This window comes from Halobellus sp. MBLA0158 (assembly GCF_041477585.1).
Classification (GTDB): domain Archaea; phylum Halobacteriota; class Halobacteria; order Halobacteriales; family Haloferacaceae; genus Haloquadratum; species Haloquadratum rubicundus.
In genome coordinates this window covers 256,670-280,801 of record NZ_JBGNYA010000001.1, presented here as the reverse complement: position 1 = coordinate 280,801, position 24,132 = coordinate 256,670, and the positions used below count along the sequence as shown (strand labels likewise).

The 24,132-nt window shown below is 70.5% G+C and carries 30 protein-coding genes and 1 tRNA gene; 12 read left to right on the top strand and 19 right to left on the bottom strand.

Going from position 1 to position 24,132, the window contains the following annotated elements; genetic code table 11:
- Nucleotides 1-13: 13 nt before the first annotated feature.
- The gene (locus OS889_RS01395) at nucleotides 14-310 is read right to left on the bottom strand and encodes a DUF7967 family protein (protein WP_372386693.1); all 297 of its coding nucleotides are present in this window, start codon (nucleotides 308-310) and stop codon (nucleotides 14-16) included.
- Nucleotides 311-401: 91 nt separating this feature from the next.
- On the opposite strand from OS889_RS01395, the gene OS889_RS01390 reads away from it, so the two are divergent.
- The 5 genes from OS889_RS01390 (at nucleotide 402) to OS889_RS01370 (ending at nucleotide 4,662) form a co-directional block, all read left to right on the top strand.
- A complete protein-coding gene (locus OS889_RS01390; protein ID WP_372386692.1) occupies nucleotides 402-797 on the top strand; it encodes a DUF7987 family protein in 396 nt (131 codons plus the stop codon).
- 105 nt (nucleotides 798-902) lie between these two features.
- Nucleotides 903-2,636, top strand: coding sequence for an excinuclease ABC subunit C (locus OS889_RS01385; RefSeq protein ID WP_372386691.1), 1,734 nt, complete (start codon nucleotides 903-905; stop codon nucleotides 2,634-2,636).
- 80 nt (nucleotides 2,637-2,716) lie between these two features.
- Nucleotides 2,717-2,956 carry a hypothetical protein gene (locus OS889_RS01380; protein WP_372386690.1) on the top strand — a complete coding sequence of 80 codons (240 nt, stop codon included), beginning with the start codon at nucleotides 2,717-2,719 and terminating at the stop codon, nucleotides 2,954-2,956.
- Nucleotides 2,929-3,327: a CBS domain-containing protein gene (locus tag OS889_RS01375; protein ID WP_372386689.1), complete on the top strand. Its 399-nt coding sequence runs from the start codon at nucleotides 2,929-2,931 to the stop codon at nucleotides 3,325-3,327. The genes OS889_RS01380 and OS889_RS01375 overlap by 28 nt, the downstream gene beginning before the upstream one ends.
- A 66-nt stretch (nucleotides 3,328-3,393) precedes the next feature.
- On the top strand, nucleotides 3,394-4,662 hold the full coding sequence (locus OS889_RS01370; RefSeq protein WP_372386688.1) for a hypothetical protein: 1,269 nt from the start codon (nucleotides 3,394-3,396) through the stop codon (nucleotides 4,660-4,662).
- Between the two features lie 40 nt (nucleotides 4,663-4,702).
- Here OS889_RS01370 and mdh read toward each other — a convergent pair whose 3' ends face one another.
- From mdh to OS889_RS01335, 7 genes are all read right to left on the bottom strand, one after another.
- Nucleotides 4,703-5,617 carry a malate dehydrogenase gene (mdh, locus tag OS889_RS01365; protein WP_372386687.1) on the bottom strand — a complete coding sequence of 305 codons (915 nt, stop codon included), beginning with the start codon at nucleotides 5,615-5,617 and terminating at the stop codon, nucleotides 4,703-4,705.
- 81 nt (nucleotides 5,618-5,698) lie between these two features.
- A complete protein-coding gene (locus OS889_RS01360; RefSeq protein WP_372386686.1) occupies nucleotides 5,699-6,055 on the bottom strand; it encodes a hypothetical protein in 357 nt (118 codons plus the stop codon).
- An 84-nt stretch (nucleotides 6,056-6,139) separates the two neighbouring features.
- The gene (locus tag OS889_RS01355) at nucleotides 6,140-6,730 is read right to left on the bottom strand and encodes a hypothetical protein (RefSeq protein ID WP_372386685.1); all 591 of its coding nucleotides are present in this window, start codon (nucleotides 6,728-6,730) and stop codon (nucleotides 6,140-6,142) included.
- A complete protein-coding gene (locus OS889_RS01350; RefSeq protein ID WP_372386684.1) occupies nucleotides 6,723-7,838 on the bottom strand; it encodes a DUF3179 domain-containing protein in 1,116 nt (371 codons plus the stop codon). Before OS889_RS01350 ends, OS889_RS01355 begins: the two co-directional genes overlap by 8 nt.
- A gap of 66 nt (nucleotides 7,839-7,904) precedes the next feature.
- On the bottom strand, nucleotides 7,905-9,452 hold the full coding sequence (locus OS889_RS01345) for a sensor histidine kinase (RefSeq protein WP_372386683.1): 1,548 nt from the start codon (nucleotides 9,450-9,452) through the stop codon (nucleotides 7,905-7,907).
- Between the two features lie 42 nt (nucleotides 9,453-9,494).
- Nucleotides 9,495-9,887: a winged helix-turn-helix transcriptional regulator gene (locus tag OS889_RS01340; protein ID WP_372386682.1), complete on the bottom strand. Its 393-nt coding sequence runs from the start codon at nucleotides 9,885-9,887 to the stop codon at nucleotides 9,495-9,497.
- 308 nt (nucleotides 9,888-10,195) lie between these two features.
- Nucleotides 10,196-10,269: transfer RNA gene (locus tag OS889_RS01335), tRNA-Arg, on the bottom strand.
- A 114-nt stretch (nucleotides 10,270-10,383) separates the two neighbouring features.
- Here OS889_RS01335 and OS889_RS01330 point away from each other — a divergent pair.
- Both OS889_RS01330 and OS889_RS01325 read left to right on the top strand, forming a co-directional pair.
- Nucleotides 10,384-10,983: an AAA family ATPase gene (locus OS889_RS01330; protein ID WP_372386681.1), complete on the top strand. Its 600-nt coding sequence runs from the start codon at nucleotides 10,384-10,386 to the stop codon at nucleotides 10,981-10,983.
- The gene (locus OS889_RS01325) at nucleotides 10,980-11,402 is read left to right on the top strand and encodes an RNA-binding domain-containing protein (RefSeq protein ID WP_372386680.1); all 423 of its coding nucleotides are present in this window, start codon (nucleotides 10,980-10,982) and stop codon (nucleotides 11,400-11,402) included. The genes OS889_RS01330 and OS889_RS01325 overlap by 4 nt, the downstream gene beginning before the upstream one ends.
- A gap of 28 nt (nucleotides 11,403-11,430) precedes the next feature.
- Here OS889_RS01325 and OS889_RS01320 read toward each other — a convergent pair whose 3' ends face one another.
- From OS889_RS01320 to OS889_RS01305, 4 genes are all read right to left on the bottom strand, one after another.
- Nucleotides 11,431-12,462: a nucleoside recognition protein gene (locus OS889_RS01320; protein WP_372386679.1), complete on the bottom strand. Its 1,032-nt coding sequence runs from the start codon at nucleotides 12,460-12,462 to the stop codon at nucleotides 11,431-11,433.
- An 82-nt stretch (nucleotides 12,463-12,544) separates the two neighbouring features.
- The gene (locus tag OS889_RS01315; protein ID WP_372386678.1) at nucleotides 12,545-13,102 is read right to left on the bottom strand and encodes a magnesium transporter; all 558 of its coding nucleotides are present in this window, start codon (nucleotides 13,100-13,102) and stop codon (nucleotides 12,545-12,547) included.
- Nucleotides 13,103-13,684 carry a magnesium transporter gene (locus tag OS889_RS01310; RefSeq protein WP_372386677.1) on the bottom strand — a complete coding sequence of 194 codons (582 nt, stop codon included), beginning with the start codon at nucleotides 13,682-13,684 and terminating at the stop codon, nucleotides 13,103-13,105. It lies immediately after the preceding gene.
- Nucleotides 13,685-13,753: 69 nt separating this feature from the next.
- Nucleotides 13,754-15,163 carry a signal recognition particle protein Srp54 gene (locus OS889_RS01305; protein WP_372386676.1) on the bottom strand — a complete coding sequence of 470 codons (1,410 nt, stop codon included), beginning with the start codon at nucleotides 15,161-15,163 and terminating at the stop codon, nucleotides 13,754-13,756.
- A gap of 64 nt (nucleotides 15,164-15,227) precedes the next feature.
- Between OS889_RS01305 and OS889_RS01300 the strand changes: the two genes are divergently transcribed.
- The 3 genes from OS889_RS01300 to OS889_RS01290 all read left to right on the top strand — a co-directional run bounded on the left by OS889_RS01300 (nucleotide 15,228) and on the right by OS889_RS01290 (nucleotide 17,202).
- Complete coding sequence (locus OS889_RS01300) at nucleotides 15,228-15,842, top strand: LysE family translocator (RefSeq protein ID WP_372386675.1); 615 nt, start codon at nucleotides 15,228-15,230, stop codon at nucleotides 15,840-15,842.
- A 271-nt stretch (nucleotides 15,843-16,113) separates the two neighbouring features.
- Nucleotides 16,114-16,809: a GNAT family N-acetyltransferase gene (locus OS889_RS01295; protein ID WP_372386674.1), complete on the top strand. Its 696-nt coding sequence runs from the start codon at nucleotides 16,114-16,116 to the stop codon at nucleotides 16,807-16,809.
- A 135-nt stretch (nucleotides 16,810-16,944) separates the two neighbouring features.
- The gene (locus OS889_RS01290) at nucleotides 16,945-17,202 is read left to right on the top strand and encodes a DUF5789 family protein (RefSeq protein WP_372386673.1); all 258 of its coding nucleotides are present in this window, start codon (nucleotides 16,945-16,947) and stop codon (nucleotides 17,200-17,202) included.
- Nucleotides 17,203-17,210: 8 nt separating this feature from the next.
- Here the strand turns inward: OS889_RS01290 and ftsY are convergent, their stop codons facing one another.
- From ftsY to OS889_RS01260, 6 genes are all read right to left on the bottom strand, one after another.
- Nucleotides 17,211-18,389 (bottom strand): signal recognition particle-docking protein FtsY, encoded by a 1,179-nt coding sequence (ftsY, locus tag OS889_RS01285; protein WP_372386672.1) that lies wholly within the window; start codon nucleotides 18,387-18,389, stop codon nucleotides 17,211-17,213.
- 73 nt (nucleotides 18,390-18,462) lie between these two features.
- A complete protein-coding gene (gene pfdA, locus OS889_RS01280; RefSeq protein WP_372386671.1) occupies nucleotides 18,463-18,921 on the bottom strand; it encodes a prefoldin subunit alpha in 459 nt (152 codons plus the stop codon).
- Nucleotides 18,918-19,103, bottom strand: coding sequence for a 50S ribosomal protein L18Ae (rpl18a, locus tag OS889_RS01275; protein ID WP_372386670.1), 186 nt, complete (start codon nucleotides 19,101-19,103; stop codon nucleotides 18,918-18,920). Before rpl18a ends, pfdA begins: the two co-directional genes overlap by 4 nt.
- A gap of 118 nt (nucleotides 19,104-19,221) precedes the next feature.
- Nucleotides 19,222-19,887, bottom strand: coding sequence for a translation initiation factor IF-6 (locus OS889_RS01270; protein ID WP_372386669.1), 666 nt, complete (start codon nucleotides 19,885-19,887; stop codon nucleotides 19,222-19,224).
- 1 nt (nucleotide 19,888) lies between these two features.
- On the bottom strand, nucleotides 19,889-20,167 hold the full coding sequence (locus tag OS889_RS01265; protein WP_372386668.1) for a 50S ribosomal protein L31e: 279 nt from the start codon (nucleotides 20,165-20,167) through the stop codon (nucleotides 19,889-19,891).
- 2 nt (nucleotides 20,168-20,169) lie between these two features.
- Nucleotides 20,170-20,322: a 50S ribosomal protein L39e gene (locus OS889_RS01260; RefSeq protein ID WP_049985609.1), complete on the bottom strand. Its 153-nt coding sequence runs from the start codon at nucleotides 20,320-20,322 to the stop codon at nucleotides 20,170-20,172.
- Between the two features lie 159 nt (nucleotides 20,323-20,481).
- On the opposite strand from OS889_RS01260, the gene OS889_RS01255 reads away from it, so the two are divergent.
- Nucleotides 20,482-21,414 (top strand): DMT family transporter, encoded by a 933-nt coding sequence (locus tag OS889_RS01255; RefSeq protein ID WP_372386667.1) that lies wholly within the window; start codon nucleotides 20,482-20,484, stop codon nucleotides 21,412-21,414.
- Between the two features lie 31 nt (nucleotides 21,415-21,445).
- Here the strand turns inward: OS889_RS01255 and thpR are convergent, their stop codons facing one another.
- The gene (gene thpR, locus OS889_RS01250) at nucleotides 21,446-22,006 is read right to left on the bottom strand and encodes an RNA 2',3'-cyclic phosphodiesterase (protein ID WP_372386666.1); all 561 of its coding nucleotides are present in this window, start codon (nucleotides 22,004-22,006) and stop codon (nucleotides 21,446-21,448) included.
- A 133-nt stretch (nucleotides 22,007-22,139) separates the two neighbouring features.
- On the opposite strand from thpR, the gene OS889_RS01245 reads away from it, so the two are divergent.
- Nucleotides 22,140-24,131: an acetate--CoA ligase gene (locus OS889_RS01245; RefSeq protein ID WP_372386665.1), complete on the top strand. Its 1,992-nt coding sequence runs from the start codon at nucleotides 22,140-22,142 to the stop codon at nucleotides 24,129-24,131.
- Nucleotide 24,132: the final 1 nt, after the last annotated feature.

Sequence of the window (24,132 nt, the reverse complement as noted above, 5' to 3'; positions counted from 1 at the left end):
GCGCCGCACGGCGTCAGATCTCGTCGTCGGGATCGTACTGCTCGCGCACGCGTTCGACCTCCGCGGCGTAGCGCTCGCGGGTCTCGTCGTCGTCCACCGATTCGAGGTCGTCGCGGTCGACCTCGACGGCCGCGGACGTTCCCTGCCCCCGCTGTCGCATCACCGTCGTCGACACCTGCTTCCGGCGGACGCGGGCGCCGTCGGGCGTCGCGTACACCATATCGACGAGTCCGCGGTCCGTGTAGGTCCGTTCGACGAGCCAGCAGCGGACGGTTTCGGCGTCGTCGTCGTCGCGTTCGCCTTCGTCCATACCTCACGGTGGTCGAGGCGCGGCTTGTAGCTACCGTCTCCATCGGCTATGCGCCCTCGGTTTTATTCTCCCGCCGTCGGATCTTCGACGTATGCCCTCCACGAACTCCCGATCGGCGATCTACCGATGGGCGACCGCGCAACGACAGCTCACCATCTTCGCGGGCGTCGCCGCGGCGCTGCCGGCCGCCTACGCTTTCCGCTCTGCCTTCGGTTCCGGTCCGGGGAGCTTCCTCCTCCTGGTGACGCTCGGCGTCGTCGTCCCGACCGCCTACGACGAGTACTGGCCCGCCTACGACCGGGCGGGCGCTGCGGTCGCGTGGATCCTCGTCGCCTGCGCCGTTGCGGCGACGGCGTTCGTCGCCTGCTACCTCGTCGGGACGGAGGCGGCCGGGCTCGGCCCGACACCGAGCGCCGCCGTCGCCTTCCTCCTCACCGATCTGGGCGGCGTCGCGCTCCTCGCGGCCCGACGGCGGGCGCGAGCGTAGCCGCTCCGCTCCGTCGCGCTCCTCGCGGCCCGACGGCGGGCGCGAGCGTAGCCGCTCCGCTCCGTCGCGTCACGCTCAAGCCGCTCGATCCGCTACTTCCGGCCGATGGAGCGCAGCGACCTCCGCGCCCGCGCCGCGGAGCTGCCGACCGACCCCGGGGTCTACCAGTTCCTCGACGGCGACGACGTCCTCTACGTCGGCAAGGCCGTCGACCTCCGCGACCGGGTCCGGTCGTACGCCGACCCGCGCGGCGAGCGGATCCGCCGGATGGTCGACCGCGCGGAATCGATCGACGTCGCCGTCACCGACACCGAGACGCAGGCGCTGCTGCTCGAAGCGAACCTGATCAAGCGCCACCAGCCGCGCTACAACGTCCGGCTGAAGGACGACAAGTCCTACCCCTTGGTCCAGCTCACCGACCACCGGATCCCGCGGATCGAGGTGACGCGCGACCCCGACCCCGGCGCGACCGTCTTCGGGCCGTTCACCGACAAGGGCCGGGTCGAGACCGTCGTGAAGGCGCTCCGGGAGACCTACGGCCTCCGCGGCTGCTCGGACCACAAGTACGCCAACCGCGACCGACCGTGTCTCGACTACGAGATGGGGCTCTGTAGCGCGCCCTGCACCGGCGAGATCGACGTCGACGCCTATCGGGAGGATGTCGAGTCCGTGATCCGGTTCTTCGAGGGCGAGACCGGCGTGCTGGCGGATCCGCTCCGCCGGGAGATGGAATCCGCCGCCGAGGGCGAACAGTTCGAACGGGCGGCGAATCTGCACGATCGGCTCGACGCGGTCGAGTCGTTCCACGCCGGCGGCGAGGAGGCCATCTCGGCGCAGTCCGACGAGCGGACCGTCGACGTCCTCGGCGTCGCCGTCGAGGGCGACACCGCGACGGTCGCGCGGCTCCACAGCGAGCGCGGCCAGCTCGTCGACCGCTCGCGGCACCGACTCGACGCGCTGGAGGGCGGCGAGCGCTCGGCCGCGGTGCTCACCGCGTTCCTCACCCAGTACTACGCCGAGCGGGAGCTTCCCGACGCAATCCTCTGCTCGGAGCGCCCCGACGACGCGGACGTGACGTCGTGGCTCCGCGCCGAGGGCGTCGACCTCCGCGTTCCGGGTGCGGGCCGAGAGGCGAAGCTCGTCGACCTCGCGCTCAAGAACGCCCGACGCGGGCCGGATCACGACGACGAACTCGGCGCGCTCGCTGACGCGCTCGGCCTCGGTTCTGTCTCGCGGATCGAGGGCTTCGACGTGAGCCACGCCCAGGGGAAGGCCGTCGTCGGAAGTAACGTCTGCTTCGTCGACGGCTCGGCCGAGAAGTCGGCGTATCGGCGAAAGCGACTCGCCGACGGCAACGACGACTACGCGCGGATGCGCGAGCTCGTCCGCTGGCGCGCCGAGCGGGCGGTCGAGGGCCGAGACGATCGCCCCGATCCGGACCTGTTGCTGATCGACGGCGGCGAGGGCCAACTCGGCGCCGCGACCGACGCGCTCGCGGAGGTCGGCTGGGACGTCCCGGCCGTCGCGCTCGCGAAAGAGCGGGAGCTCGTCGTCACCCCCGACGGCGTCCGCGACTGGGACGACGACCACCCGGCGCTCCACGTGCTCCAGCGCGTCCGCGACGAGGCGCACCGCTTCGCGGTCCAGTACCACCAGACGCTCCGCGACGACGTCCGCACGGTGCTCGAAGACGTCCCCGGTGTCGGCGAGCAGACCAGACGGGCGCTCCTCCGTCGGTTCGGGAGCGTCGAGAACGTCCGCGCGGCGTCGACGGCGGACCTGACGGACGTCCCGGGCGTCGGCGAGCAGACCGCGCGGACGATCCGCGAGCGGCTTTGATAGTGATTGCTCTCACTGTTTACCGCCGAACGCCACCCCCCGGTGACGGCGTTCGGCGGTAAGAGACGAGAGTAATCACTATGAGCGGGAAGAGCGAACAGTCGGCACCTGATCTCCGAACCGCCTCCCGCGCCGACGTGCCGAACAACCGCTGCCCGGCGCGGGGCGTCGTTCACACCACGCGGGGCCTGGTCCCGCTCTCACTGATAAACGCTCGCGTCACCGCCGGCCGCTCGGCGAAGGTGTCGCCGCCTGCAGAATTCTTAATAGTCGTTGATGCCGTATCCGAGGTATGGACGATATTTTCGTCGCACGCGTGATGTCCTCGCCGGTCCACACCGTCTCGCCCGATACGCTGGTCGAAGACGCCGCACAGAAGATGCTCGACGAGGAGATCGGCTCCGTCGTCGTGGTCGAAGACGGCCAGCTCGTCGGCATCCTCACGCGGACGGACTTCGTGCAGATCGTCGCCGAGCGACAGCCGAAGGACCAGACGCCCGTCTCCGCGTATATGTCCGACACCGCGGTCACGACGACGGCGCAGGTGCCGATCGCCCAGATCGCCGAGTCGATGATCGACCACGGGATCCACCACGTTCCGGTCGTCGACGACGACGGCGCCGTCATCGGGATGGTCACGACCACCGATCTCGCGTCGTACCTCTCGGACCTCCAGGCCGCCACCGCGTAGACCGAGGTTCCCGCCGAGCGGCCGCCGGGGCAAGACGTATTGGGCTCACCGTCGAAGACCGTCCCTGTGACTGGTCCCTCCATCTCCCGACGCGCGCTCCTCCGACTCGGCGGCGCCGTCGGCGTCACCGGCCTCCTCGGCGCGGGCGCGGTCGCCGCGGCCGGTCCCGCGGCGGTCCCCTACCCCGACGGCGTCAGCCACCAGGACGTCGCGCTCGTCCGCCCCGAACACCGCGATTCGGCGATCGACCACCTCCGCGACCTCACCGAACGCGCGGCGCCGATCGTCGACCGCGCCCGCGCCGCCGGCCACCTCGACGGCGACCGCTTCTTCGGTATCGAGGGCAGCGTCGCCGACGCCCGAGAGTTCCTCGCGGAGTCGCACCCGCCGTCCTTCGAGACGCTCGGTGCGGTGCGTTCCCACGTCAGATACGTCGCGCTGGCGCTCGGCGCCGCGGCCGCGACGCTCGACGACGTCACGATCGGCCCCGACGGTCCGGCACAGACCGGTCCGGCGCCCGGCATCGACGACTTCCGCTCCGGGCTCCGCTACGAGAGCGACGCGCCCGCCGAGGCGATGGTCTGGGCCGACCTGATCGAGACGCGGCTCCACGTGGCGGCGATCGCCGGCACGAACGCCGAGGTCGACCGTGCGGCTCTCGATGAGCATTCCGAGCGCGTCCGCGAGAAGGCGCTGGCCCGTGCGGTCCGGAACCACGAGCGCTCGGTCCGCTACCTCGACGACGCCCGCCAGTTCCACCGGACGTTCGGTGCGCGGCAGTCCGTGCCGGTCCGGGTCGACCTCGCGTCCGCTCGCGAGACGTACCGGTCGCGGGTGCAGGAGTTCGCCCGCGGCGAGGAGTGGTACGACTCCCGGCGCGTCCGCGAGGAGACGCCGCGCGACACCGCCTGGAACCGGCTGCTGGCGCTCGAACCTGGCGAGGGCGCGCTCGAAGACGCCCAGTGGGCCCGCCGAGACGGCCTCGACGGCCTGGAGACGACGACGCTCGCGACCGCGCTCGCGAAGTTCCACGGCTTTTCGACCGGGGAGGCCGCGGTCGAGCGGCTCCGCGGTCGCTCGTCGGTCCCGCAGTCGCTGCTCTTGGACGTGAAACGCCGGGCGGTCGACGGGACCTACCGGATCGCCGCGACCGGCAACGCGTTCGAGCAGTGGCTCCTGCGCGCGGCGGGCTACTACCTCTCGAAGGGCGACGGCTACCTCACCGAGACCGACATCCTCGACAACTGGCCGCGGGCGCACGCGCTGGCGGCCTACGGCGTCGCGGCCGGCGTCGTGGACGCGATCCCGTCGGTCGCGGGTGTCGTGACCGACTGAGCGGCGATCGAGAGGAGAAAACGCGGGTCCGCTGACGCGCTTACGCGATCTTGTCGTACTGGTCGCTGAGCTTCTCGGCGGCGTCGTCCATCAGGTCGGCCTCGTAGTCGTCGAGGTCCCACTCGACGACCTCCTCGACGCCGTCCGAGCCGAGTTTGATCGGAACGCCGAAGGCGGTGTCCTCGTAGCCGTACTCGCCGTCGAGGACGATCGAGCCGGGGAGCACCGCGCCGGTGTCGCGGAGGATCGCCTCGACCATGTGGGCGACGCCCGTGGCCGGACCCCACTGGGTCGCGCCCTTGCGCTCGATGACGTCCATCGCCGACTCCTGGAGGTCGCCGAGGATCTCCTCGCGCTCGTCGGCGGCGAAGTCGGGGTCGGCGCCGTCGACGCGCACCTTGGAGAAGACCGGGACCTGGGCGTCGCCGTGCTCGCCGAGGATCGTCGCCTCGACGTTCTTCACGGGCACGTCGAAGCGCTGGCTGAGCACGTAGCGGAAGCGCGCGGAGTCGAGGCGGCCGCCGAAGCCGATCACCTTGTGGCGGTCGCGGTCGCCCGACTCGTAGAGGTGGCGGTTCAGCAGGTCGACGGGGTTCGAGGTCGTGACCGAGACGAAGTCGTCGGTATGCTCGGCGAGCGAGGAGCCGATGTCGTCCATAATCGGCGCGTTGTCGCCCGCGAGGTCGATCCGGGTCTGGCCGGGCTGGCGCGGGATGCCCGCGGTGATGACGACGACGTCCGAGCCCGCGGTGTCCTCGTAGGTGCCCTGGACGACCTCGGTGTTGGAGTCGTAGGCGATCCCGTGGTTCGCGTCCGCGGCCTGTCCGACGGTCTCGTCTTCCTTGTCGGGAATGTCGACGAAGACCAGTTCGTCCACCACGTCGCGCAGCGCGAGGTTGTACCCGGCGGTGGCGCCGACCGTCCCGGCGGCGCCGACGATGCTGACTTTCGTCATATCGGATGAGAAAGGAGTCGGAATTCGATTAAACGCTTCGGAAGCCGTCCGCACGCGCGTCGGCGATGGGTCGCCGTCGCCTCAGAACGTGATGATCTCGTAGTCGTCGTCGACGAGCGATCGGACGCTCGGGTGGCCCTCGTGGTCGTCGAGGGTGGGTACGCCGGCGTCCTCGACCGCGTCGTCGACGTCGAACGCCCCGACGCAGTAGTCACACACCGACGTCTCGTCGCGGACGGCCCGGTAGAGCTCGTGATAGCTGTGGTCTTCGTCTTCGAGCTCGGGAATCCACTGGGTTCCCGCGCCGTCGAAGATGAGTTCGAGTTCGTCGCCCTCGGTCTCGGCGAACTCCTTGGCCGCTTCGAGGCCGTTGACGAGCCGCCCGAGGTCGGCGTGCGATTCGGTGCCCGCGAGGATCACGACTGCTGCGTTCGCCATTGCGCTCGCGTTTGATCCCGGTGGGTGAAAAGCGCACGCGAACCGACCAGTAACCGGGTTACGGGCGTGTCATCGTCCCCCGGGTCACGCCAGCGCCGGATCGACGTTCCGCCCGATCAACAGCAGGCTCCCGACGAGCATCGCGACCGCGACAGGCACGAGGAGCTGAAACCCCGAGACGATCGCCGCGCCGGCCTGGACGCCGACCGCTAGGAGGATCGTCGGCCCGCAACAGGCGGCGCCCGAGAGCAGCGCGGGAACGCCCGCGAGCACCCCCGCGGAACTCTCCAGGCCGCAGGCCCGCGGCTGGACGACCCCGAGGTACGTGAGCGAGAGGTTCGCGCCGACGAGCGTCGCGAGACAGAGCGCCAGCAGGGCGTTCAGCGGCGAGAACAGGTAGGTGACCGGACCCGCGTTGACGACAGCGACGGCGCCGAACCGGAAGAAGCCGAGGCTCGCGAACGCCCGCGAGAGGTCGTCAGCGACGCGGATCGTCACGCCGGAGCCGCCGCCCACGGCGAGGTCGCCCAGGGTGTAGAGGTACGCGAGGAAGTACAGGGCGCCCGCGACGAGGAAGACGCCCGCAGCGTCCCGGCGCCGTCCGGCGGCTCCGAGCGCTGCGGCCGTCCGACCCAGGATCCGCCGCGGCCCGTCCGCGACCGGCGTCTCAGGCATAGAGCGTCGTCTCCGGGTAGAACCCGCGCCAGGCGAACCACATCGCGTCGAACGCCAGCACGCGATCGCGGGGGAGCGACGCCGGATCGTGCTCCGCTCCCGACCCGTCGACGATCCGCCCCTCGCGGTACTCGTAGCGCGTCTCGTCGGGGTCGCGGTAGACGTAGCCCGTATCGAGCGTCGGCTCGTAGACCGCGACGACCGGCGTCCCGCCGAGGTCCCCGCGGAGCACCTTCTCGCGCCGGAGGCGGTTCTTCCCGAAGGCGACCGCGCCGGCGGGGGTCCGCGCGCCGATGACGACCCGCTTGGGCTGGAGCCTGTCGTCCCGCGACAGCGGTTCGAACATCGGCGCCGACGCCGGGGCGTAGTAGCCCGAACGCGGATTGTACGTTCCGTACGGGTCTTGGTCGTAGTTGTCGGCGAAGCCCGTGTCGCGGGAGAGGACCGCCGTGTCCGGGTGCGTCTCCGACCACCGCTCCCAGGTCGTCCAGACGACCCGGAACTCCGACAGCGACCGCGTCGGGGGCGCCTCGTTCCACGGCCCGGGGATCGACGTCGCGAGCACCTGCGGCCACCAGGTCTCGGTGGCCCGGTCGTACATAATCAGGTTGTTGTTCACCAGCCGCCCCGACACCCCGAAGGTCGTCTCGCCGCGCTCGAACCCCATCGCGGTCCCGGTGAGCGGACAGTACGTGACGCTGACCGGCGTCCCGTCGACGACGTCGTTGCAGATCTCGTGCTTGACGAGGATCGACTGTGGGTAGGCCTTCCGATCGCCGCCGCGGGCGACGCCGAAGACGGGGTCGCCCGGTCGCAGTCCCTCCGCGGCCTCGGCCGACACGAACGCCGGATCGTCGATGGAGGGGATGCCGTCCTTCGGCGGGCCGCCGGAGACCGCGTCTTCCCGGATCGACGACGGCGTCGCCGGCAGCGGGCGGGTCTCGCCGGTGGTCGGGAACGGGAATTCCTGACTCTCTGCTGTCGTACTGACGCCGGTCTCGTCGCCGGAACCGAGGGCTCCGCCGGGCGTCCGCCCGCCGAGACAGCCCGCGAGCGAGGCGACGCCGACGGCGGCGAGGAACGCTCTGCGGGTCGGCGCTCGATCCATACTCGACGTATGGTATCGGTTCCCAAAAGCGCGCCCTAACCCCGAGGTAACCCGGAATAGCGGTTCTCACCGAACGCGCGCCCGTCGCCCCAGCCGCTCGACGAGCGCCATCTCGATCAACCGATCGTAGGCCACCCCGAGGACGACGCCCCAGACAGCGTGGCCGACGAGGCCGACGAGCGAGAGGTTCGGCAGCGAGGCGGGCACGCCGACGAGCGAGAGCCACAGCGGCATCACCACGCCGGCGGCGACGAGCCACAGGACGACCCCCCACACGAGCCCGAGCACGGCGCAGCGAACGGTCCCGGAGGCGACCCGCGCGACCGGCGCGGCGGCGGTGACCGCCGCGAAGAGCAGGCCGAAGACCGCGCTGTGGAACAGGTGGGTGACCCACCCGACGAGCGGGCTCCCGATCCCGTAGAGCGAGCCGATCACCGGGAGGAGTCCGGTCGACGCCTGAAACACGACGCCCATCGCGACCCCGCCGAGCACCCCGCCGACGACCGCGCCCGTGAGGTTCGGAAACGAGAGCCCGATGGTCGCCGCGTTCACGGCCGTCTCGTCGTTGCGCGGGAGCACGACGGTGATCCGCGTTCCGCCCTCGGCGGCGTCCTCGACGCGGATCCGCCCGCCGAACTGGGTCACGAGCAGGCGGACGATCTGGAGGCCGAACCCCGCGGCGGGGTCGTCGTACTCGGGGAACTGACCCTCTTCCAAGAGAGCTCGCTGTCGCTCCGGCAGTCCCGGTCCGTCGTCGGTGACAGACAGTTCGACCGCGCCCGACGCCTCGTCGAGCGACACCGAGACGCCGCGGTCGCCGCCGTACATCGCGGCGTTTTCGAGCAGCTCGCGGACCACGATGGCGATCCGCTCGTCGGCCGTGCTCGACGCGTCGGCCGTGTGTACGGCGAGGTCGACGGCCGCATCGTGGGCGTCGCCCGCGGCGGCGACTTCCTCGCGCACGATCCGTTCGAGGTCGACCCCGGCGCCCCCGCCCCGGTCACGAGCGACCGTCCCGACGTCTCTGATCGTCGACCGGATCCGCTCGACCGCCCGTCGGATCGCCGACATCGACTCCGGGCGGTCCCCGTCGCCGTCGCTCAGGAGGTCGGCGTGGCCGTCGATGATCGTGATCGCGTTCAGCACCTCGTGCTTGAGGAGGCGATTGACGAGGAGCGCCCGGTTGGCCGATCGGCTGATCTCGCGCTGTTGGCGGCGCGAGGTCCCCGCGTGGATTCCCGTGAGCGTCCCGCCGACGGCCCCGCCCAGGAGCACGTTCGCGACGAGGAGTGGCGACTCGCTGCCGACGGCGACGGTGCCGGTGCGGACGAACTGATCGAGCCCCGTGATCGCGAACACGATCGCCATCCCGCCGACGCCGAGGAGGTGCCAGCGCGCGACCGTGTTCACGTACTCGGCGCCGAAGGGACCGACCGCCAGCGCGACGCCGTAGGCGGTCAACACCAGCCCGACGATCAGCGGGAGGAGGCCCGCGAGGATGAACAGCACCGGCATATCGACCCGGACGGTCTCGGCGACGAACAGCCGGGTGATCCCGAAGCCGGAGACCGCGATCAAGAGCCCGCCGAGCCGGACTCGCTTCGTCGGGTTCATCGTGTGGTCCCTCCGCCGATCCCACCCGAGACAGCCTCGGAGTCAGCCGTTCGCGTCGTTCTCATCGGTCGGCTCAGTGAGGTGTTCGAGCCCCCAGTCGCGCATCGCGTAGATCACCGGTTCGAGGGACTCGCCGTGGGTTGTGAGTGAGTATTCGACCCGATACGGCTTCTCGCTGACGACCGTTCGGCGGACGAGCTGTTTCTCGCCGAGGTCCTCCAGGCTCTCCGAGAGGACCTTGCTCGAAATCCCGTCGACGTCGTCTTTCAGTTCGTTAAAGCCGCTCGGCCCGTGTTCGAGGAGCCGATGGATGATGACGGGGTGCCACTTCTTGCCGATGAGCGACGAGGTCGTCGTCACCGGGCACCAGTCCTCGCCGGCACACCACACCTCCAGTTCCATCGCGGCGTCCGATTCACCGGTGCTCTCGGCCATACCGGCCATTGCAGCGGCGAGGCTGATAACGATTACCCACAGAAACCCGGTTACAACACGTTACTTACTCCGCCGCGACCGAATCCTCTCGATCAAGCGCGTCGACGCTGTTCTCACCGCTCGCGGTTACTCGTCGGGATGAAGAGCGCGACGGGACTCCCGAGAGCGAAGCGATCGGGAGTACGTCGGGCGAGTGAGGCCGAAGGCCGAACGAGCGAGACGGAATTCGAACCACGGTCGCTCGCTCCGTTCGCTCCCTGATTCGAATCCCGCGCGCTGGTTCGCTCGTCACTTCGTTCCTCGCTGCACGAGCGCGACGGGATTCGAACCCGCGACCATCGGATTAGAAGTCCGACGCTCTGTCCGACTGAGCTACGCGCCCTCGTCGGAAGGCAGTCGGCGGGCGGTAAAAAGGAATGTGGATGACGTCGTGAGCGCCGGCCGGAACGCGCAGGGAGCGGAACGCGTAAGGTCCGCAACCGAGAACCGTCGCGTAATGAAGGTCATCGGCACCGTCGGACTGCCCGGGAGCGGCAAGGGCGAGGCCGCCGCGGTCGCTCGCGAGGCCGGCGTCCCGGTCGTCACGATGGGCGACGTGATCCGGAAGGCCTGCCGCGAGCGCGGATTCGACCCCGCAGAGCACCACGGCGAGATGGCGAAGACGCTCCGCGAGGAGGACGGCCCCGCCGCCATCGCCGAGCGGTCGCTCCCGATGATCGAGTCCGAACTGGAAGAAAGCGACGTCGTCCTCGTCGACGGCCTCCGCTCGGACGTCGAACTCGACCGCTTCCGCGAGGCGTTCGGCGACGACTTCCACCTCGTGAGCGTCGAAGCGCCGTTCGAGACCCGCGCGGACCGCCTGCTCGAACGCGGCCGGGACGACACCGACCTCGACCGCGAGGCCCTCCGCGAGCGCGAGGAGCGCGAACTCGGCTTCGGGATGGGCGAGGTGATGGACCGCGCGGACGTCGTCGTCCGGAACACGGACTCCCTGGAAGCGTTCCGCGAGCGGGTCCGCGCGATCCTCGACGAGGACCTCGACCGGATCGGCGGCGACGACTACGTCCAGGTCCGAACGGCGGGTGGTGCGCCGTGATCTACCGCGTCGAGGCCCGCATCGTCGCCCCCGTGCGCGACACCGAGGTTACAGACCGCGTCGAGGACGCGGTGCGGAATCTGTTCCCGAACGTCGAGTTCGAACACCGAGACAAGGAGCTCGTCGGCGCGACCCACTCGCTGGAGCGCTTCTCCGAGCGGCTGCACGAACAGGAGATCCTCGACACCGCCCGGCGGGAGTTCGCAAAGCGCGCCGACGAGGAGGGCTTTTCCTTCTCGCTGAAGAAGCAGGCCGCGTTCAAGGGCACGATCAACTTCGCCGTCGGCAACCCCGACGAACTCGGCGACATCGAGGTCCACGTCACCGTCCACGAGCCCGACGTCGACTCGTACATCGACCACGTCGCGCCGCCGACCGAGGAAGGAAAACCGATCGACTTCGACGAGGGAGAGCGGTAATTCGGTCCCGGCGGTCGCGATCCCTGCCTCAGACCGGCACGAGCAACACGGCCAGCGCCGCGGCGATGAAGACGACCTTCAGCGCCGTGTTGACGACGATCACCTTCGACCCGAACGCCGGCCCCCAGATCCCGTACTGGAACGGGATCGAGCGCTTGAACGTCGAGACCGCGAAGGAGACGATCCCGCCGAGAAGCATCGTCGCGACCGCGGTCCGCGGCGTGAACGTCCCGCCGATCATCGGCGCGATGGTCGCCGCGCCGGCGGTGGTGTCGAACGCGAACACGGCGATCACCGGCAGCGACGCCCCCGGCAGCCCCAGCAGTGCGGTCAGCGGCTCGGCGATGCCCGTGACCGCGCGGAGGTCCTGCGTGCGGACCAAGAGAGTCACGACGACGTAGACGAGCGCGAGCCGCGGGACGATCCGCTTGAGCTTCGGCCAGGTCTTCTCGGCCGCGGTGCGGACCACCGCCGCGGGCGACTCCTCGTCGTCGCCGTCGTCGATATCGTGGTCGGGAACCGAGCCGTCGTCCGGCGTCTCGACGCCGCCGTCGACCGCCGCGGTCGCGGGCCGGTCGCCTGCGGGGCCGCGCGAGAGCAACATCGCCCCGGCGAGGACGCCCGCGATCGTGATCCCGAGCGCGATCGCGGCGCGGGCGCCGACGTAGAGCAGGCCGACTTCGAGGCCCAAGATCGGGATCAACACGGGAGCGTAGAACGTGAAAATGTGCTGGACGAAGCCGAAGAAGGTGTTCATCGTCACCGCGATCAGCGTCTCGGCGTCGTTCAGCCGCCCGGACTCCCGGAAGTCAGCGAGCATCCCGTAGCCGGCGGTCGTCGAGGCCGCGGTCGTGACGATCGCGGTCCCGACCTCGTCGGGGAGGTTCGCGGGCCGGGTGAGGTACTTCGAGAACGCCGCGATCTTCTCGACGAGCCCGAAGCCGACGGCGACGTTCGCGAGGAAGACGCCGATTCCGATGAACACCGCGATGCGGGCGACACGCGGCGCTACCTCGACGAGCACCGGCCAGACGGCGTCGAGGGCTCCCGGCAGTTGCACGCGTTCGTCTCGGACGTCCGCGGACTAATCGGCGTCGGTTGCGGCACGGCGTTCGGCCCGACGGTCGGCTCAGCAGCTGACGTCACAACAGCAACTGCACCGTCGCGAACAGCACCACCACGCCGAGCACGTCGCAGGTGTTCGTCACGATCGGGATCACCACGTCGTCGGGGTCGAGCCGGAAGCGGTAGGCGACGTACGTCACCGTCAGGGTCACGCCGACCGCCAGGACCGCCAGCGCGATCCCCGAGGTCAGCGAGATGGCGACGACCGTCTCGGGCGCCAGCCGGACGCCGCTGGCCAGCGCGGTGAGCCCCCAGGCGCCGATCCCGACGACGGGGAAGATCGAGACCGCGAGCGCCAGCGTCGCGACCGCGTTGCCGGCGAGGGTCTCGTCGCGCGGATCGAACGAGAGCGTCCCGAGGTGGAACGCCGTCGAGAGCCGGGCCGCGAGGATGCTCCCGAGGTTGCCGGCGGTCCCGATCGTGACGGGCACGAGCGCGAGCAGCGTCGGGTATTCGAGCAACTGCGCCTCGAAGCTCCCGAGCACGAGCCCGCTCCCGACCTCGACGAGCGTCAGGACGAGGAGCACGGGCAGCATCGCCCGCGAGATCGCGCGGACGGTCCACTCGGTCGACACTCAGACCACCTCCGCGAGGCGGAGCACCAGCCTGACCGCCGCGAGCAGGAAGAACACGCCGAAGACGTCGCCGGTGGTCGTCACGAGCGGCCCCACGAGCGTGTCGGGGTCGCGGCCGCGGCGGTAGCCGGCGAAGACCGCGGTGACGACGACGGCCGAGAGCGCGACGCCCGAGAGCAGCCCCGCGACGAGCGCGATGGCGACGAGCGTCGGGAGCGACGCGACCGGTCTGCCGAGCGCCGTGAGGATCGCGAAGACCGCGACGGCGGCGAACGCCGACGCGAGCAGGCCGTTCGCGAGCGCGGCCGCGACCGCCGACCGGAGCCGCTCGTCGCCGCCGCGGACCCGGGGTTCGACGAGGCCCTGGTGGAGCGCCGTCGAGATCCGCGCGCCGAGCGAGCCGTAGACGTTCCCGCGGGTGGCTAGGAGCGCCGGGACCAGAACCAAGAGTCCGGAGACGTCGCGGAGTTCGGCGCGCATCCCGCTGAGCACGACGCCCGCGATCAGCCCGCCGACGAGGCTCGCGGCGAGCGCCGGGAGCGCCTCGCGATACGCCTCTCGCGCGGCCTCCCGGACGGTCATACGAGAGGCGAGAACGCGAGGGGTAAAAAATCGGACGCGTCGGGCGCGCGGTCGGGGTCCGTGCGCCGATCAGTCGCCGAACGGGCCGAGGCCGCCGCCCCCGCCGCCGAGGCCGCCCATTCCGCCACCGCCGCCCTGGTTCTGGAGCTTCTTCATCATCCGCTGCATGTCGCCGTCGCCCATCCCCTGGAACTGCTGGATGGTCTGTTCCATCATCTTGTGCTGTTCGAGCAGTTCCCGGACGGTCTCTTCGTCCTTGCCCGACCCCTGGGCGATCCGGCGGACGCGGGAGGCGCCGATCGAGCGCGGGTTCTCCAGTTCGTCGTCGGTCATCGAGTCCATGATGACGTCGAAAGCGCGCATCCGGTCCTGGGTGACGTCCATCGCGTCGTCCGGGAGCTGGTCCTTGAAGCCGCCGCCCAGTCCGGGGATCATGTCGAGCACCTGGTCCAGGGGCCCCATCCGGTTCATCGCCTCCATCTGCTTTTGCATATCCTTGAGGGTGAACGACCCCTCCATGATATCCTCGGGGTCCCAGTCGTCGTCTTCCTCCTGGGTCTCGGCCATCGCGCGCTCGACGCGCTCGGAGAGCTGCTTGAGGTCGCCCATCCCCAGGAGCCGGGAGATGAAGCCGTTGGGCTCGAAGCGCTCGATGTCCTGGACGGTCTCGCCGGTCCCGAGGAAGGCGATCGAGGAGCCGGTCTCGTTGACGGCGGTCAGCGCGCCGCCGCCCTTCGCGGTCCCGTCGAGTTTGGTGACGACGACCCCGTCGATGCCGATCGAGGAGTCGAACTCGCGGGCCTGTTCCTTGGCGCCTTGGCCGATCGCGGCGTCCAGGACGAGGAGCGAGCGGTCGGGGTCGACGACCGACTCGATCTCTTCGATCTCGTCGATGAGGTCGTCTTCGAGCGCGTGGCGGCCGGCGGTGTCGACGATGTGGACGTCCGCCTCCTCCGTCGCTTCGAGGCCCTCGCGGGCGATCGTCACCGGGTCCGACTCGTCGGGGTCGCCGTAGAACGACACCTCGGCGCGCTCGCACATCTGCTTGGCCTGGTCGTAGGCGCCGGGCCGGAAGGTGTCGGTCTGGATGACCGCGGGGCGGAGCCCCTTCTTCGAGAACCACCACGCCATCTTGGCGGCGCTCGTGGTCTTGCCGGACCCCTGGAGGCCGGCGAGCAGGATCGTCTGCGACTCCAGGGGGAGATCCGTCGACTCGCCGACGAGGTCGACGAGCTCCTCGTAGACGATCTTGAGGACGTGGTCCCGCGCCGACGTCCCGCCCGGGGGCTCTTCTTCGAGCGCCCGCTCTTCGATCGACGAGGACAGGTCCATCACGAGATCGACTTCGACGTCCGCAGAGAGCAGCGAGCGCTGGATCTCCTTGACGATCTCCTCGACGTCCTCCTCGTCGAGGCGGGACTTCCCCTGCAGTTTATCCAGACTGGAGCGCAGGGAACTCCCGAGATTATCGAGTACCATTACCCCTCTCTACGCCGCCGCCCGGGTAAAGGCTTTTTCTGCGGGCGCGACCGAGTCCGAGCCGATGGCGCTCTTTCCCGAGCTCCCCACTTTCCTCGCGTTTTGCGCCGCCGCCGTCGCGCTCATCCTCACTCCGGGCCCCGACACGATGTACGTCCTCACCCGCGGGATCCAGAGCCGCGCCGCGGGCGTCCGCTCCGCGCTCGGCATCTCGACCGGCGTCCTCTTTCACACCGCGGTGGCGACGCTCGGGCTGGCGGCGCTCCTCCGCGCCGCGCCCGTCGCGTACCGCGCGGTGAAGTACGCCGGCGCGGTCTACCTCGTCTACCTCGGCGTGCAGGCGATCCGAAACGACGAATTCGGCGCCGGCGACGCCGCGGCCGAGCCGGCGGCCGGGAGCTTCCGCCGGGGCGTCCTCGTCAACGCCCTGAATCCGAAAGTGGCGCTGTTCTTCCTCGCGTTCCTCCCCGGATTCGCGGGCGCTGGCCCCGACTCCCCGGTTCGGATGCTGCTCCTCGGGGCGACGTACGCCGCGCTGACCGCCGTCTACCTCGGCGGCGTCGCGGTCGCGTCCGGCCGCGTCGGCGCGCTCTTGTCGTCGTCGACGACGACCGCCCGGCTCTCGTGGCTCGGCGGGGGCGCGATGATCGCGCTCGGCGCCGCGTTGGCGGTCGAGTGACGCTCTCTTCGCCCGAGCCGCCGTTCGCACGGGCGCGTCGCCTCCGACGCGTCCGAAGGTATTCGAAGTAAGATACATGTCCCCAAGGGACGTATTCCTCTGCAATGACCGACGTTCGAGCCCACGTCCGGGGTCGCGACCTCCCAGCGGGCCCGCCGTCGCCGGCGACAGCGATCCGCGGCGGTCCCGTCCCGTGCCCCCGACGCGCTCCCGCGGCGGGACGGCGTAGATCCGGGGACGCCCGCCCGTGCGGTGACGGAGGGGACGGGCTATGACCGACACCGGCCCCAACGACCCCGACCCCGACTTCGACTCCGGCGCTGACCCTGAGACCGAGATCGACGTCGATGCCGGAACTGATCCCGAGATCGAGACCGACACCGCGATCGACACCGAGTGTCGCTACTGGGATCCGTCGGAGTGTACCGGGACGGCGATGTGTCCGCCGCGGTGCCCCCGCTTCGTCGACGGCGAGGCGGTCCCGCTGCTCGTGCGGCCCTACGAGGAGGCCGACTTCGACGCGCTCGTGGAGATGTACGAAGACATCGACGCGACGAACCGGACGATGGGGCTGCCGCCGGGGAGTCGGACCAAGATCGAGGAGTGGCTGATCAGGCTCACCGATGAGGGCTGGAATCTGGTCGCCGCCGACGACGGCCGGATCGCCGGCCACGTCGGCGTCGTCCCGGCCGGGACCGACGAGCCCCAGTTCGTGATCTTCGTCCACGACGACTACCAGAACCGCGGGGTCGGCTCCGAACTGATCCGGCACCTCATCGCGTACGCCGAGGACCGGGGCCACGACGCGCTCCGGCTCGACGTCGCCAAGGGGAACCGCCGCGCCATCTCCGTCTACCGCAACGTCGACTTCGAGGTCACAGAGCGGACCCAGTCGAACCTCTCGATGCACCTCTCGCTGGACGAACCGATCGCCGAGGAGGTCCAGCGGCCGCCCGCCGACCGGTGAGCGCCGTCCGGGCCCGCGGTCGCTGTCGCCGCCGCGGACCCGTCTCTCCGCGCTTCCGTTCTGTCTGAGGGGACGCCGCCCGACCGAAGTATATCATATACATTTATTATGTTATCGAGCGTACACGGGGTGATTATGACAGAATCGATCAGACTCAACAGAATCGGCACGGTCTTCTCGGGGCTTTCCTTCCCGCTCTCGCCGTCGCGGGCGGCCCGCGAGTGCGGCGACGTGACCGTGTGGCTGGCCGACGGGTCGGTCACCGTCGACGAGGTGCTTCGGGACTCCCACACCGACCGCTTCGCCTCCAGCGAGGACCTCGAACTGGAGTTCCTGAGTCTGCTTCCCCGGTCGGCGGTCGGCGAGCCGTTCCAGTCCGACGGGGACGCGTAGGCGCCCGACTACGGCTCCTCGCCCACCAGGCGGTCGACCATCCGCTCGGGGTCGAACCGTTCGAGGTCGTCGTAGCCCTGGCCCGTTCCCAGAAAGAGAATCGGCTTGCCGGTGACGTACGCGATGGAGATGGCCGCGCCGCCGTTCGAGTCGGCGTCGGCCTTCGTGAGGACGGCGCCGTCGATCTCGGCGGCGTCGTTGAACTTCTTGGCGCGCTCGACGGCGTCCTGGCCCGCGACCGCCTCGTCGACGAACAGCGTCATATCGGGGTTGACGACGCGGTCGATCTTCTCCAACTGCGCCATCAGGTCGTTGGAGGTGTGGAGCCGTCCGGCCGTGTCGCCGAGGACGACGTCGACGTCGTGGGCCTCGGCGTACTCGACGGCGTCGTACAGCACCGCGGCGGGGTCGCCGCCCTGCTCGTGGGTGATGAGCTTCTGATCGAGGTTGTCGGCGTGCTTCCTGATCTGCTCGTTCGCGCCGGCGCGGTAGGTGTCGCCGTTCGCCATCACGACCGACAGCCCCCGGTCTTCGAGGTAGCGCGCGAGCTTCGCGATGCTCGTGGTCTTGCCGACGCCGTTGACGCCGGTGAAGACGATGGTCACGGGCTTTTCGGCCGACCGGACCCGCTCGTCGAAGTCGAACTGACCGACGCTGATTACCTCGTAGAGAGCGTCGTGGAGCGCCTCCTCGACGAGCTCGCCCGTCGTCTGGACCTGGGCGCGGGTCTCGCCGACCATCTTCTCGCGGACGGTGTCGAGGATCTCCTCGGCGACGTTCATCTCGACGTCGCTCTCTAAGAGCGCCATCTCCAGCTCCCAGAGGGGGTCTTCGAGGTCGTCTTCCTCGATGATGACCTTCCCCGTGGCGAAGGCGGCGGCGCGCTGGAGCCGACCGGGACCGGCGTCCTCCTCGCGCTCTTCGTCGAGCGCGGCGGCCGCCTCCTCGGACGCGAGGCCCGCCCCGTCGGTCGGTTCGGACTCGGAGTCCGTCTCGGCGTCGGCGTCGGTATCGGCCGCAGCCGCCGCGTCGGCGTCGGTCGCCTCGCCGCTGTCGGCCGCGACGTCCGCGTCTGCCTCGGCCGTCTCGGCGGCCGCGGTCTCGTCGGCCTCGGCCTGCTTCTCCTCGGCGGTCTCCTCGACGTCCTCGCGGAAACTGTTGAGTTTGTTCTTCAGTCCGTCGAACATAGTGATCTACCGCGTGTACCGCGTTTGCGCCGCGCCGGCCCGGAGATCCGGCCCGACTCGGCGCTGGGGGCGCTTACTCGTCGTCGCCGCTCTGCTGCTGCATCTGCTGCATCTGCTGCTGCTGCATCTGCTGTTGCATCTGCTGGGCCTGCTGTTCGAGCTCGTCGCTCTCGCTTTCGAGCTCGGCGATGTCCTCGCGGACGTCCGCGATGCGGTCGTCGAGCGCGTCGCGCTTGGTTTCGAGCGCCTCGACGGCGTCGTCGGCGGACTGCTCGGCCGCGAAGTCGGCGCCGAGGCCGACGATGATCTCGTCGATGTCCTGGACCTCCGCGCGGACGTACGCGCCGCCGCCGAGGGGGACCTGGACGGTCGAGCCCGTCTCCAGCGACCCGATCGCCTCGATCGCCTCGTCGATCTCGGTCTGTTCGGTCTGGAGCTCTTCGACCTGGGACTCCAGTTCCTCGATCTCCTCGTCGATCGCCTGCAGTTCCTGGGAGAGCTGCTGGAGTTGCTGCTGGCCGCCGCCCATCATGCTGTGGCCTCCTCTGCGACGCCGTCGATCTCGATCTGGGTCCGCTTCAGGCCGTGCTGGCTCCCGATGTTCGCGTAGACGCGCTCGCGAGCGACGTCCTCGTTGGGCGCGTCGACGACCGTGTTGAACTCGCTGAACCCGTCGCGGCTCTGGAACCGGCCGCTCACTGCGTACTGACTCATACCCTCGGATTCCCGAGCGAGCGGGAAGTATCTTCCTACTCGGGCTTTCGGGCGGGAGGGGAAAATCGGCCGCGAACGCGTCTCGCGGACGGAATCCGCGCGGCGGGAGAAAAGCGCGCTACTCCAGGTAGCCGAGCGCGTCCTCGATCCGGCTCAGCTCCGGGCCGGTCGTGTCCTCGCCGGCGACGTAGCCGGCGGCGTTGCAGACGAGCCCCGAGCCGACCAGCGGCGCGCCGTAGTTCACCGTCCCGATGTCCGCGCGGACGTCGAGGTGCTCCTCCAGGGCCTCCAGTTCGGGCTCCCGGGACTTGGGGTGACAGAGCGCGCCCTCGTTTGTCGCGACGGCGGCGGTCCCGACGGTCTGGACGTCCGCGAGGTTCCCGCGCTCGACGGGCACCTCCAGGACCTCCTCGACGGTCTCGACGGCCGCGTCCGAGAGGTCGGGGTGGACGTACGCGCCGTAGTCGTTCGCGAGGACGACGTTGCCGACCGCGTTGATCTGCCCCGCGAGCTCGGCGACGGGGACGCCCGCCGCCGACTCGATCGCCTCTCTCTCCCTCCGGGTCGCCTGGCTCGTCACGAGGATCCCGTTCTCGTTGCCGACCGCGAGCGCGCCGACGGTGCCGGAGCCGCCGACCGTGGTGGCCACTGCCGGGACCGAGAGCTCGTCGGTCATCGCGTCGACGACATCGTCGTCGGCGTCCGAACGGACGATGAGGACGTGATCCGTCGCGCGGGCGAAGACGCCGACGTACGGCGACCCGGCGAAGGAGGCGCGGAGCACGCTATTCGGCGGGCTCCGCCTCGACGATGGACTCGCCGTCCTCGTCGAACCGGGCGGCGCGAACCCGGAGCTTGCTCGGGGGCTTTTGGTCCCCCCGGGCCCACACCGTCTCGTTGAGCGAGGGGTCCAGGCGGACGGCGCCCTCGTCGACCGAGAAGTGCTGTGCGAGGTGCTCGCGGATCAGGGACATCGCCTTGCCCGCGCGTGCGTGAGCGGGCTCGGCCTTGACGTCCCGGAGCGGTACCGTGATGACGCGTTCCTCGAAGTCGCTGGCGCTCATCCTTACTCGTCCGTGTCACTTCGCCGCCAGTTGCGGCGCTTGGGGTTGCGCGTGACTTCCATGTCAGTCTTCATCATCACCCAGGCGGGAACGCGCGTGTTCTGACGCTCCAGCTTGGCCAGGCGCTTCTTCTTGGCCTTGGACTTCTTGCTCATAGTGCTCGCCTCTATCCCCGGACCGCATAAAATCTTGTTCCTTCGCCGCCGGGGCGTGCGAGCGCCTCTCAGCCCCCGCACCGTCGGCGACGCGTCCGCCCGCGGACATCACCGAACGGATTCGAGCCATTCAACTCCGCACCCCGCCTCCGCGGCGGTATGCGTCGCCGCACGATCCTCGCGTTCCTCCTCGTGGCCGCGGTCTGGGGGACCGCCTTCCCCGTGACGAAGGTCGCCCTCGCGTCGATTCCGCCGGCGCTGCTCGCCGCGGTCCGCTTCGACGTCGCGGCCGCGCTCCTCTTCGCGCTCGCCGCCTGGCGCGGGGACCGCCTCCGACCCGCCGGCGCGGAGTGGCGCCCCATCGCCGCCGGCGGCGTCCTCCTCGTCGGCGTTCACCACGCGCTCCTGTTCGCCGGCCAGCTCTACGTCACGAGCGCCGTCGCCGCCGTCCTGCTCGGGTTGATCCCCGTCGTCACGCCCGCGCTGACCCGCCTCACCGCCGCCCGCGAGCGGCTCTCGCCCGTCTCCCTCGTCGGCGTCCTCCTCGGCTTCGCCGGCGTCGTCACGATCGCGGACCCCGATCCGACGGCGCTGGCGGGCGCGGACCTCCTCGGCGTGGGGCTCGTCTTCGCCTCCGCGCTCGCGTTCGCGCTCGGGGCGGTCCTCACCCACGACGCCCCCACGACGATGCCGACCGTCGCCGAGCAGGCCTGGATGATGCTCGTCGGCGCCGCGGTCCTCCACGCGACGAGCGCGGCCCTCCCCTGGGAGTCCCTCGGCGACGCGGTCTGGACGCCCGCCGCCGTCGCGTCGCTCCTCTACCTGGCGGTCGTCGCGGGCGCGGGCGGCTTCGCGCTGTACTTCTGGCTCCTCCGGCGCGTCGGGCCGATCGAGGTGAGCCTCCTCGAATACGTGATCCCGACGTTCGCCGCGCTCGCGGGCTGGCTCGCGCTCGGCGAGTCGCTCGCGCCGACGACTGTCGCCGGCTTCGCGGTCATCTTCGTGGGGTTCGTCCTGGTCAAGCGGGCGGCCATCCGCGCGGAACTGCGGCGGTGGCGCGACCGGCCCGGTCCCGATACCGCCGCCGACTGATTCGCTGTCCCCCGCCGCGCCCGCCTCCCGCTCACAGCGGGAACGACGCGACCGTCTCGTACTCCGGCCCGTCGTCGCGGAGGGTGCTCTCCTTCAGTCGGATCTCCTCGACGGTGAACGCGCCGAGGTCGGGGTCGGCGTCGCGGACGACGTCCTGGACGAGCGCCTTCCCGCGCGCGTCGTCCATCCGCGCGAGCGTCACGTGCGGCGTGAAGTCGTGGTCGTCGGCCTCGAAGCCGAGCGCCGTGAGCTCGTCTTCGACCGCGGCGGCCAGCCGAGTCGTCGCCGCGGCACCCCCATCCTCGCGGACGCCGGCCCAGACGACGCTGATGTAGTCCATCGCGGGGAACACGCCGAAGCCCCCGACGCGGAGCTCGAAAGGATCGACGCCGGCGCCGTTGACGGCGCGGTCGAGCGCGGCCTCGATCTCGTCGCGCCGCCCCGGGTCGACCTCGCCGAGGAAGAAGAGCGTCAGGTGCGCCTGTTCGGGATCGACGAACCGGAGCCCCTCGGCGCCGGCGAACCGCTCTTGGGCCGCCGCGACCGCGTCGGCCAGCCGGTCCGGGAGGTCGATGCTGACGAAGAGTCGCATATCGGGGGGCACGTCCGCCGGCGGTGAAAATGCGACGGGACGCGCGGCCGGCGCCGCCGCGAGCGCCGGACGTCCCCGCGGTTCCCGCCGCGAGCGGGAGGCTTATGCCCGTACCGGCACCGACGATGAGACGATGACAGGAGAGGGCTCGGGTCGGCCCCGACTGGGGGGCGAGCGCATCCCGCCGCCGGAGTGGTTCCGCCGGCAGGCCACCGTGTCCGATCCCGACGTGTACGACGCGTTCGAGTCCGAGTGGCCCGACTGCTGGCGCCGGGCGGGCGACCTGCTCTCGTGGGACGACGACCCCGAGACGGTCTTCCGCGGCGGCGAGACGCCGCCCTTCGAGTGGTTTCCCGACGGTCGTCTGAACGCCTCCTACAACTGCGTCGACCGGCACCTCGACGAGCGCAAGAACCAACGGGCGCTCGTCTGGGAGGGCCCGCTCGGCGACTCCCGGAGCTACACCTATCTCGAACTCCACCGCGAGGTCAACGAGTTCGCCGCGGCGCTCCGCGACCTCGGCGTCGGCGAGGACGACGTGGTCACGCTGTACCTCCCGATGGTGCCCGAACTCCCCGTCGCGATGCTCGCGTGCGCCCGCCTGGGCGCGATCCACAACGTCGTCTTCGCGGGCTTCTCCGCGGACGCCCTGGCCGAGCGGATGGCCCGCGCGGACTCGGCGTACCTCGTCACCTGCGACGGCTACTACCGCCGCGGCGACGCCATCGCCCAGAAGAACAAGGCCGACAACGCGCGGCTCGCGCTGGACCACGACGTCGAGGTCGTGGTGCTCGACCACCTCGGCCAGGGCGTCCACCTCGGCCCGGGCTACCACGACTACGGCGACCTCGTCGCCGATCACGCGGGCGCGGAAGTCGACCCCGTCGCCCGCGACGCCGCCGACTCGCTCTTCCGCATCTACACCTCGGGGACGACCGGCGAGCCGCGGGGCGTCACCCACACGACGGGCGGGTACCTCGCGCACGTCGCCTGGACCGCGCGCTCGGTGCTGGACATCCGCCCGGAGGACACCCACTGGTGCTCGGCGGACATCGGGTGGATCACGGGCCACTCCTACATCGTCTACGGGCCGCTCGCGCTCGGCACGACCACGGTCCTCTACGGCGGCACCGCCGACCACCCCGAGAAGGACCGCCTCTGGAAACTGGTCGACCGCCACGCCGTCGACGTGTTCTACACGGCGCCGACGGCGATCCGCGCGTTCATGAAGTGGGGGAAGGAGCACCCCGCCCGCCACGACCTCTCCAGCCTCCGACTCCTGGGCACGGTCGGCGAGCCCATCGACGAGCCGACCTGGCGGTGGTACCGCGAGCACATCGGCGGCGGCGAGTGCCCCGTCGTCGACACGTGGTGGCAGACCGAGACCGGCGCGATCCTCGTCTCGACGCTCCCCGGCGTCGACCCGATGAAGCCCGGCTCGGCGGGCCGGCCGCTCCCGGGAATCGGCGCGGCCGTCGTCGACGCCGGCGGCGAGCCCGTCGACCCCGGCGAGTCCGGCGAGCTCGTGCTCACCCGGCCCTGGCCGGGGATGCCGCGGGCGCTCGCGAACGGGACCGGCTGGGGCGCGCGCGACGGCCGGCGGACGGCGGCCGACGCCGACTCGTCCGACTCGGTCGCTCCCTCGGAGTCGCCCGACGCCGGCCCCTGGCGGTACCACCCCGAGGACGGCGCCGTCGCGGACGCAGAGGGCTACCTCACGTTCCTCGGTCGGATCGACGAGGCGGTCAACGTCGCCGGGCGGCGCTTCAGCACGATGGAACTAGAGTCCACCATCGTCGGCGTCGAGGGCGTCGCCGAGGCCGCCGTCGTCGGCGCCGACGACGAGTCGACCGGCACCGCCATCTACGCGTACGTCGCCCCCGAGCGCGACGCCCCAGAGGCCGACCTCCGACAGCGCATCCGCGACGCCGTCGAGGACGCCATCGGCGCGGTCGCGATCCCGGCGGCGGTCGTCTTCACCCCCGACCTCCCCAAGACCCGCTCGGGGAAGGTGATGCGGCGGCTGCTCCGCGCCGTCGCCAACGACGAGGACCTGGGCGACACCTCCGCGCTCCGCAACCCCGAGATCCTCGGCGAACTCCGATCGCGGACCCACGACAAGTAGT

What these genes read in the sequence shown, in the direction of transcription:
- OS889_RS01395 (WP_372386693.1), bottom strand. Translation starts at nt 310, where the DNA reads ATGGACGAAGGCGAACGCGACGACGACGACGCCGAAACCGTCCGCTGC.
- OS889_RS01390 (WP_372386692.1), top strand. Translation starts at nt 402, where the DNA reads ATGCCCTCCACGAACTCCCGATCGGCGATCTACCGATGGGCGACCGCG.
- OS889_RS01385 (WP_372386691.1), top strand. Translation starts at nt 903, where the DNA reads ATGGAGCGCAGCGACCTCCGCGCCCGCGCCGCGGAGCTGCCGACCGAC.
- OS889_RS01380 (WP_372386690.1), top strand. Translation starts at nt 2,717, where the DNA reads ATGAGCGGGAAGAGCGAACAGTCGGCACCTGATCTCCGAACCGCCTCC.
- OS889_RS01375 (WP_372386689.1), top strand. Translation starts at nt 2,929, where the DNA reads ATGGACGATATTTTCGTCGCACGCGTGATGTCCTCGCCGGTCCACACC.
- mdh (WP_372386687.1), bottom strand. Translation starts at nt 5,617, where the DNA reads ATGACGAAAGTCAGCATCGTCGGCGCCGCCGGGACGGTCGGCGCCACC.
- OS889_RS01360 (WP_372386686.1), bottom strand. Translation starts at nt 6,055, where the DNA reads ATGGCGAACGCAGCAGTCGTGATCCTCGCGGGCACCGAATCGCACGCC.
- OS889_RS01355 (WP_372386685.1), bottom strand. Translation starts at nt 6,730, where the DNA reads ATGCCTGAGACGCCGGTCGCGGACGGGCCGCGGCGGATCCTGGGTCGG.
- OS889_RS01350 (WP_372386684.1), bottom strand. Translation starts at nt 7,838, where the DNA reads ATGGATCGAGCGCCGACCCGCAGAGCGTTCCTCGCCGCCGTCGGCGTC.
- OS889_RS01345 (WP_372386683.1), bottom strand. Translation starts at nt 9,452, where the DNA reads ATGAACCCGACGAAGCGAGTCCGGCTCGGCGGGCTCTTGATCGCGGTC.
- OS889_RS01340 (WP_372386682.1), bottom strand. Translation starts at nt 9,887, where the DNA reads ATGGCCGAGAGCACCGGTGAATCGGACGCCGCGATGGAACTGGAGGTG.
- OS889_RS01330 (WP_372386681.1), top strand. Translation starts at nt 10,384, where the DNA reads ATGAAGGTCATCGGCACCGTCGGACTGCCCGGGAGCGGCAAGGGCGAG.
- OS889_RS01310 (WP_372386677.1), bottom strand. Translation starts at nt 13,684, where the DNA reads ATGACCGTCCGGGAGGCCGCGCGAGAGGCGTATCGCGAGGCGCTCCCG.
- OS889_RS01305 (WP_372386676.1), bottom strand. Translation starts at nt 15,163, where the DNA reads ATGGTACTCGATAATCTCGGGAGTTCCCTGCGCTCCAGTCTGGATAAA.
- OS889_RS01300 (WP_372386675.1), top strand. Translation starts at nt 15,228, where the DNA reads ATGGCGCTCTTTCCCGAGCTCCCCACTTTCCTCGCGTTTTGCGCCGCC.
- OS889_RS01295 (WP_372386674.1), top strand. Translation starts at nt 16,114, where the DNA reads ATGACCGACACCGGCCCCAACGACCCCGACCCCGACTTCGACTCCGGC.
- OS889_RS01290 (WP_372386673.1), top strand. Translation starts at nt 16,945, where the DNA reads ATGACAGAATCGATCAGACTCAACAGAATCGGCACGGTCTTCTCGGGG.
- ftsY (WP_372386672.1), bottom strand. Translation starts at nt 18,389, where the DNA reads ATGTTCGACGGACTGAAGAACAAACTCAACAGTTTCCGCGAGGACGTC.
- pfdA (WP_372386671.1), bottom strand. Translation starts at nt 18,921, where the DNA reads ATGATGGGCGGCGGCCAGCAGCAACTCCAGCAGCTCTCCCAGGAACTG.
- rpl18a (WP_372386670.1), bottom strand. Translation starts at nt 19,103, where the DNA reads ATGAGTCAGTACGCAGTGAGCGGCCGGTTCCAGAGCCGCGACGGGTTC.
- OS889_RS01265 (WP_372386668.1), bottom strand. Translation starts at nt 20,167, where the DNA reads ATGAGCGCCAGCGACTTCGAGGAACGCGTCATCACGGTACCGCTCCGG.
- OS889_RS01260 (WP_049985609.1), bottom strand. Translation starts at nt 20,322, where the DNA reads ATGAGCAAGAAGTCCAAGGCCAAGAAGAAGCGCCTGGCCAAGCTGGAG.
- OS889_RS01255 (WP_372386667.1), top strand. Translation starts at nt 20,482, where the DNA reads ATGCGTCGCCGCACGATCCTCGCGTTCCTCCTCGTGGCCGCGGTCTGG.
- thpR (WP_372386666.1), bottom strand. Translation starts at nt 22,006, where the DNA reads ATGCGACTCTTCGTCAGCATCGACCTCCCGGACCGGCTGGCCGACGCG.
- OS889_RS01245 (WP_372386665.1), top strand. Translation starts at nt 22,140, where the DNA reads ATGACAGGAGAGGGCTCGGGTCGGCCCCGACTGGGGGGCGAGCGCATC.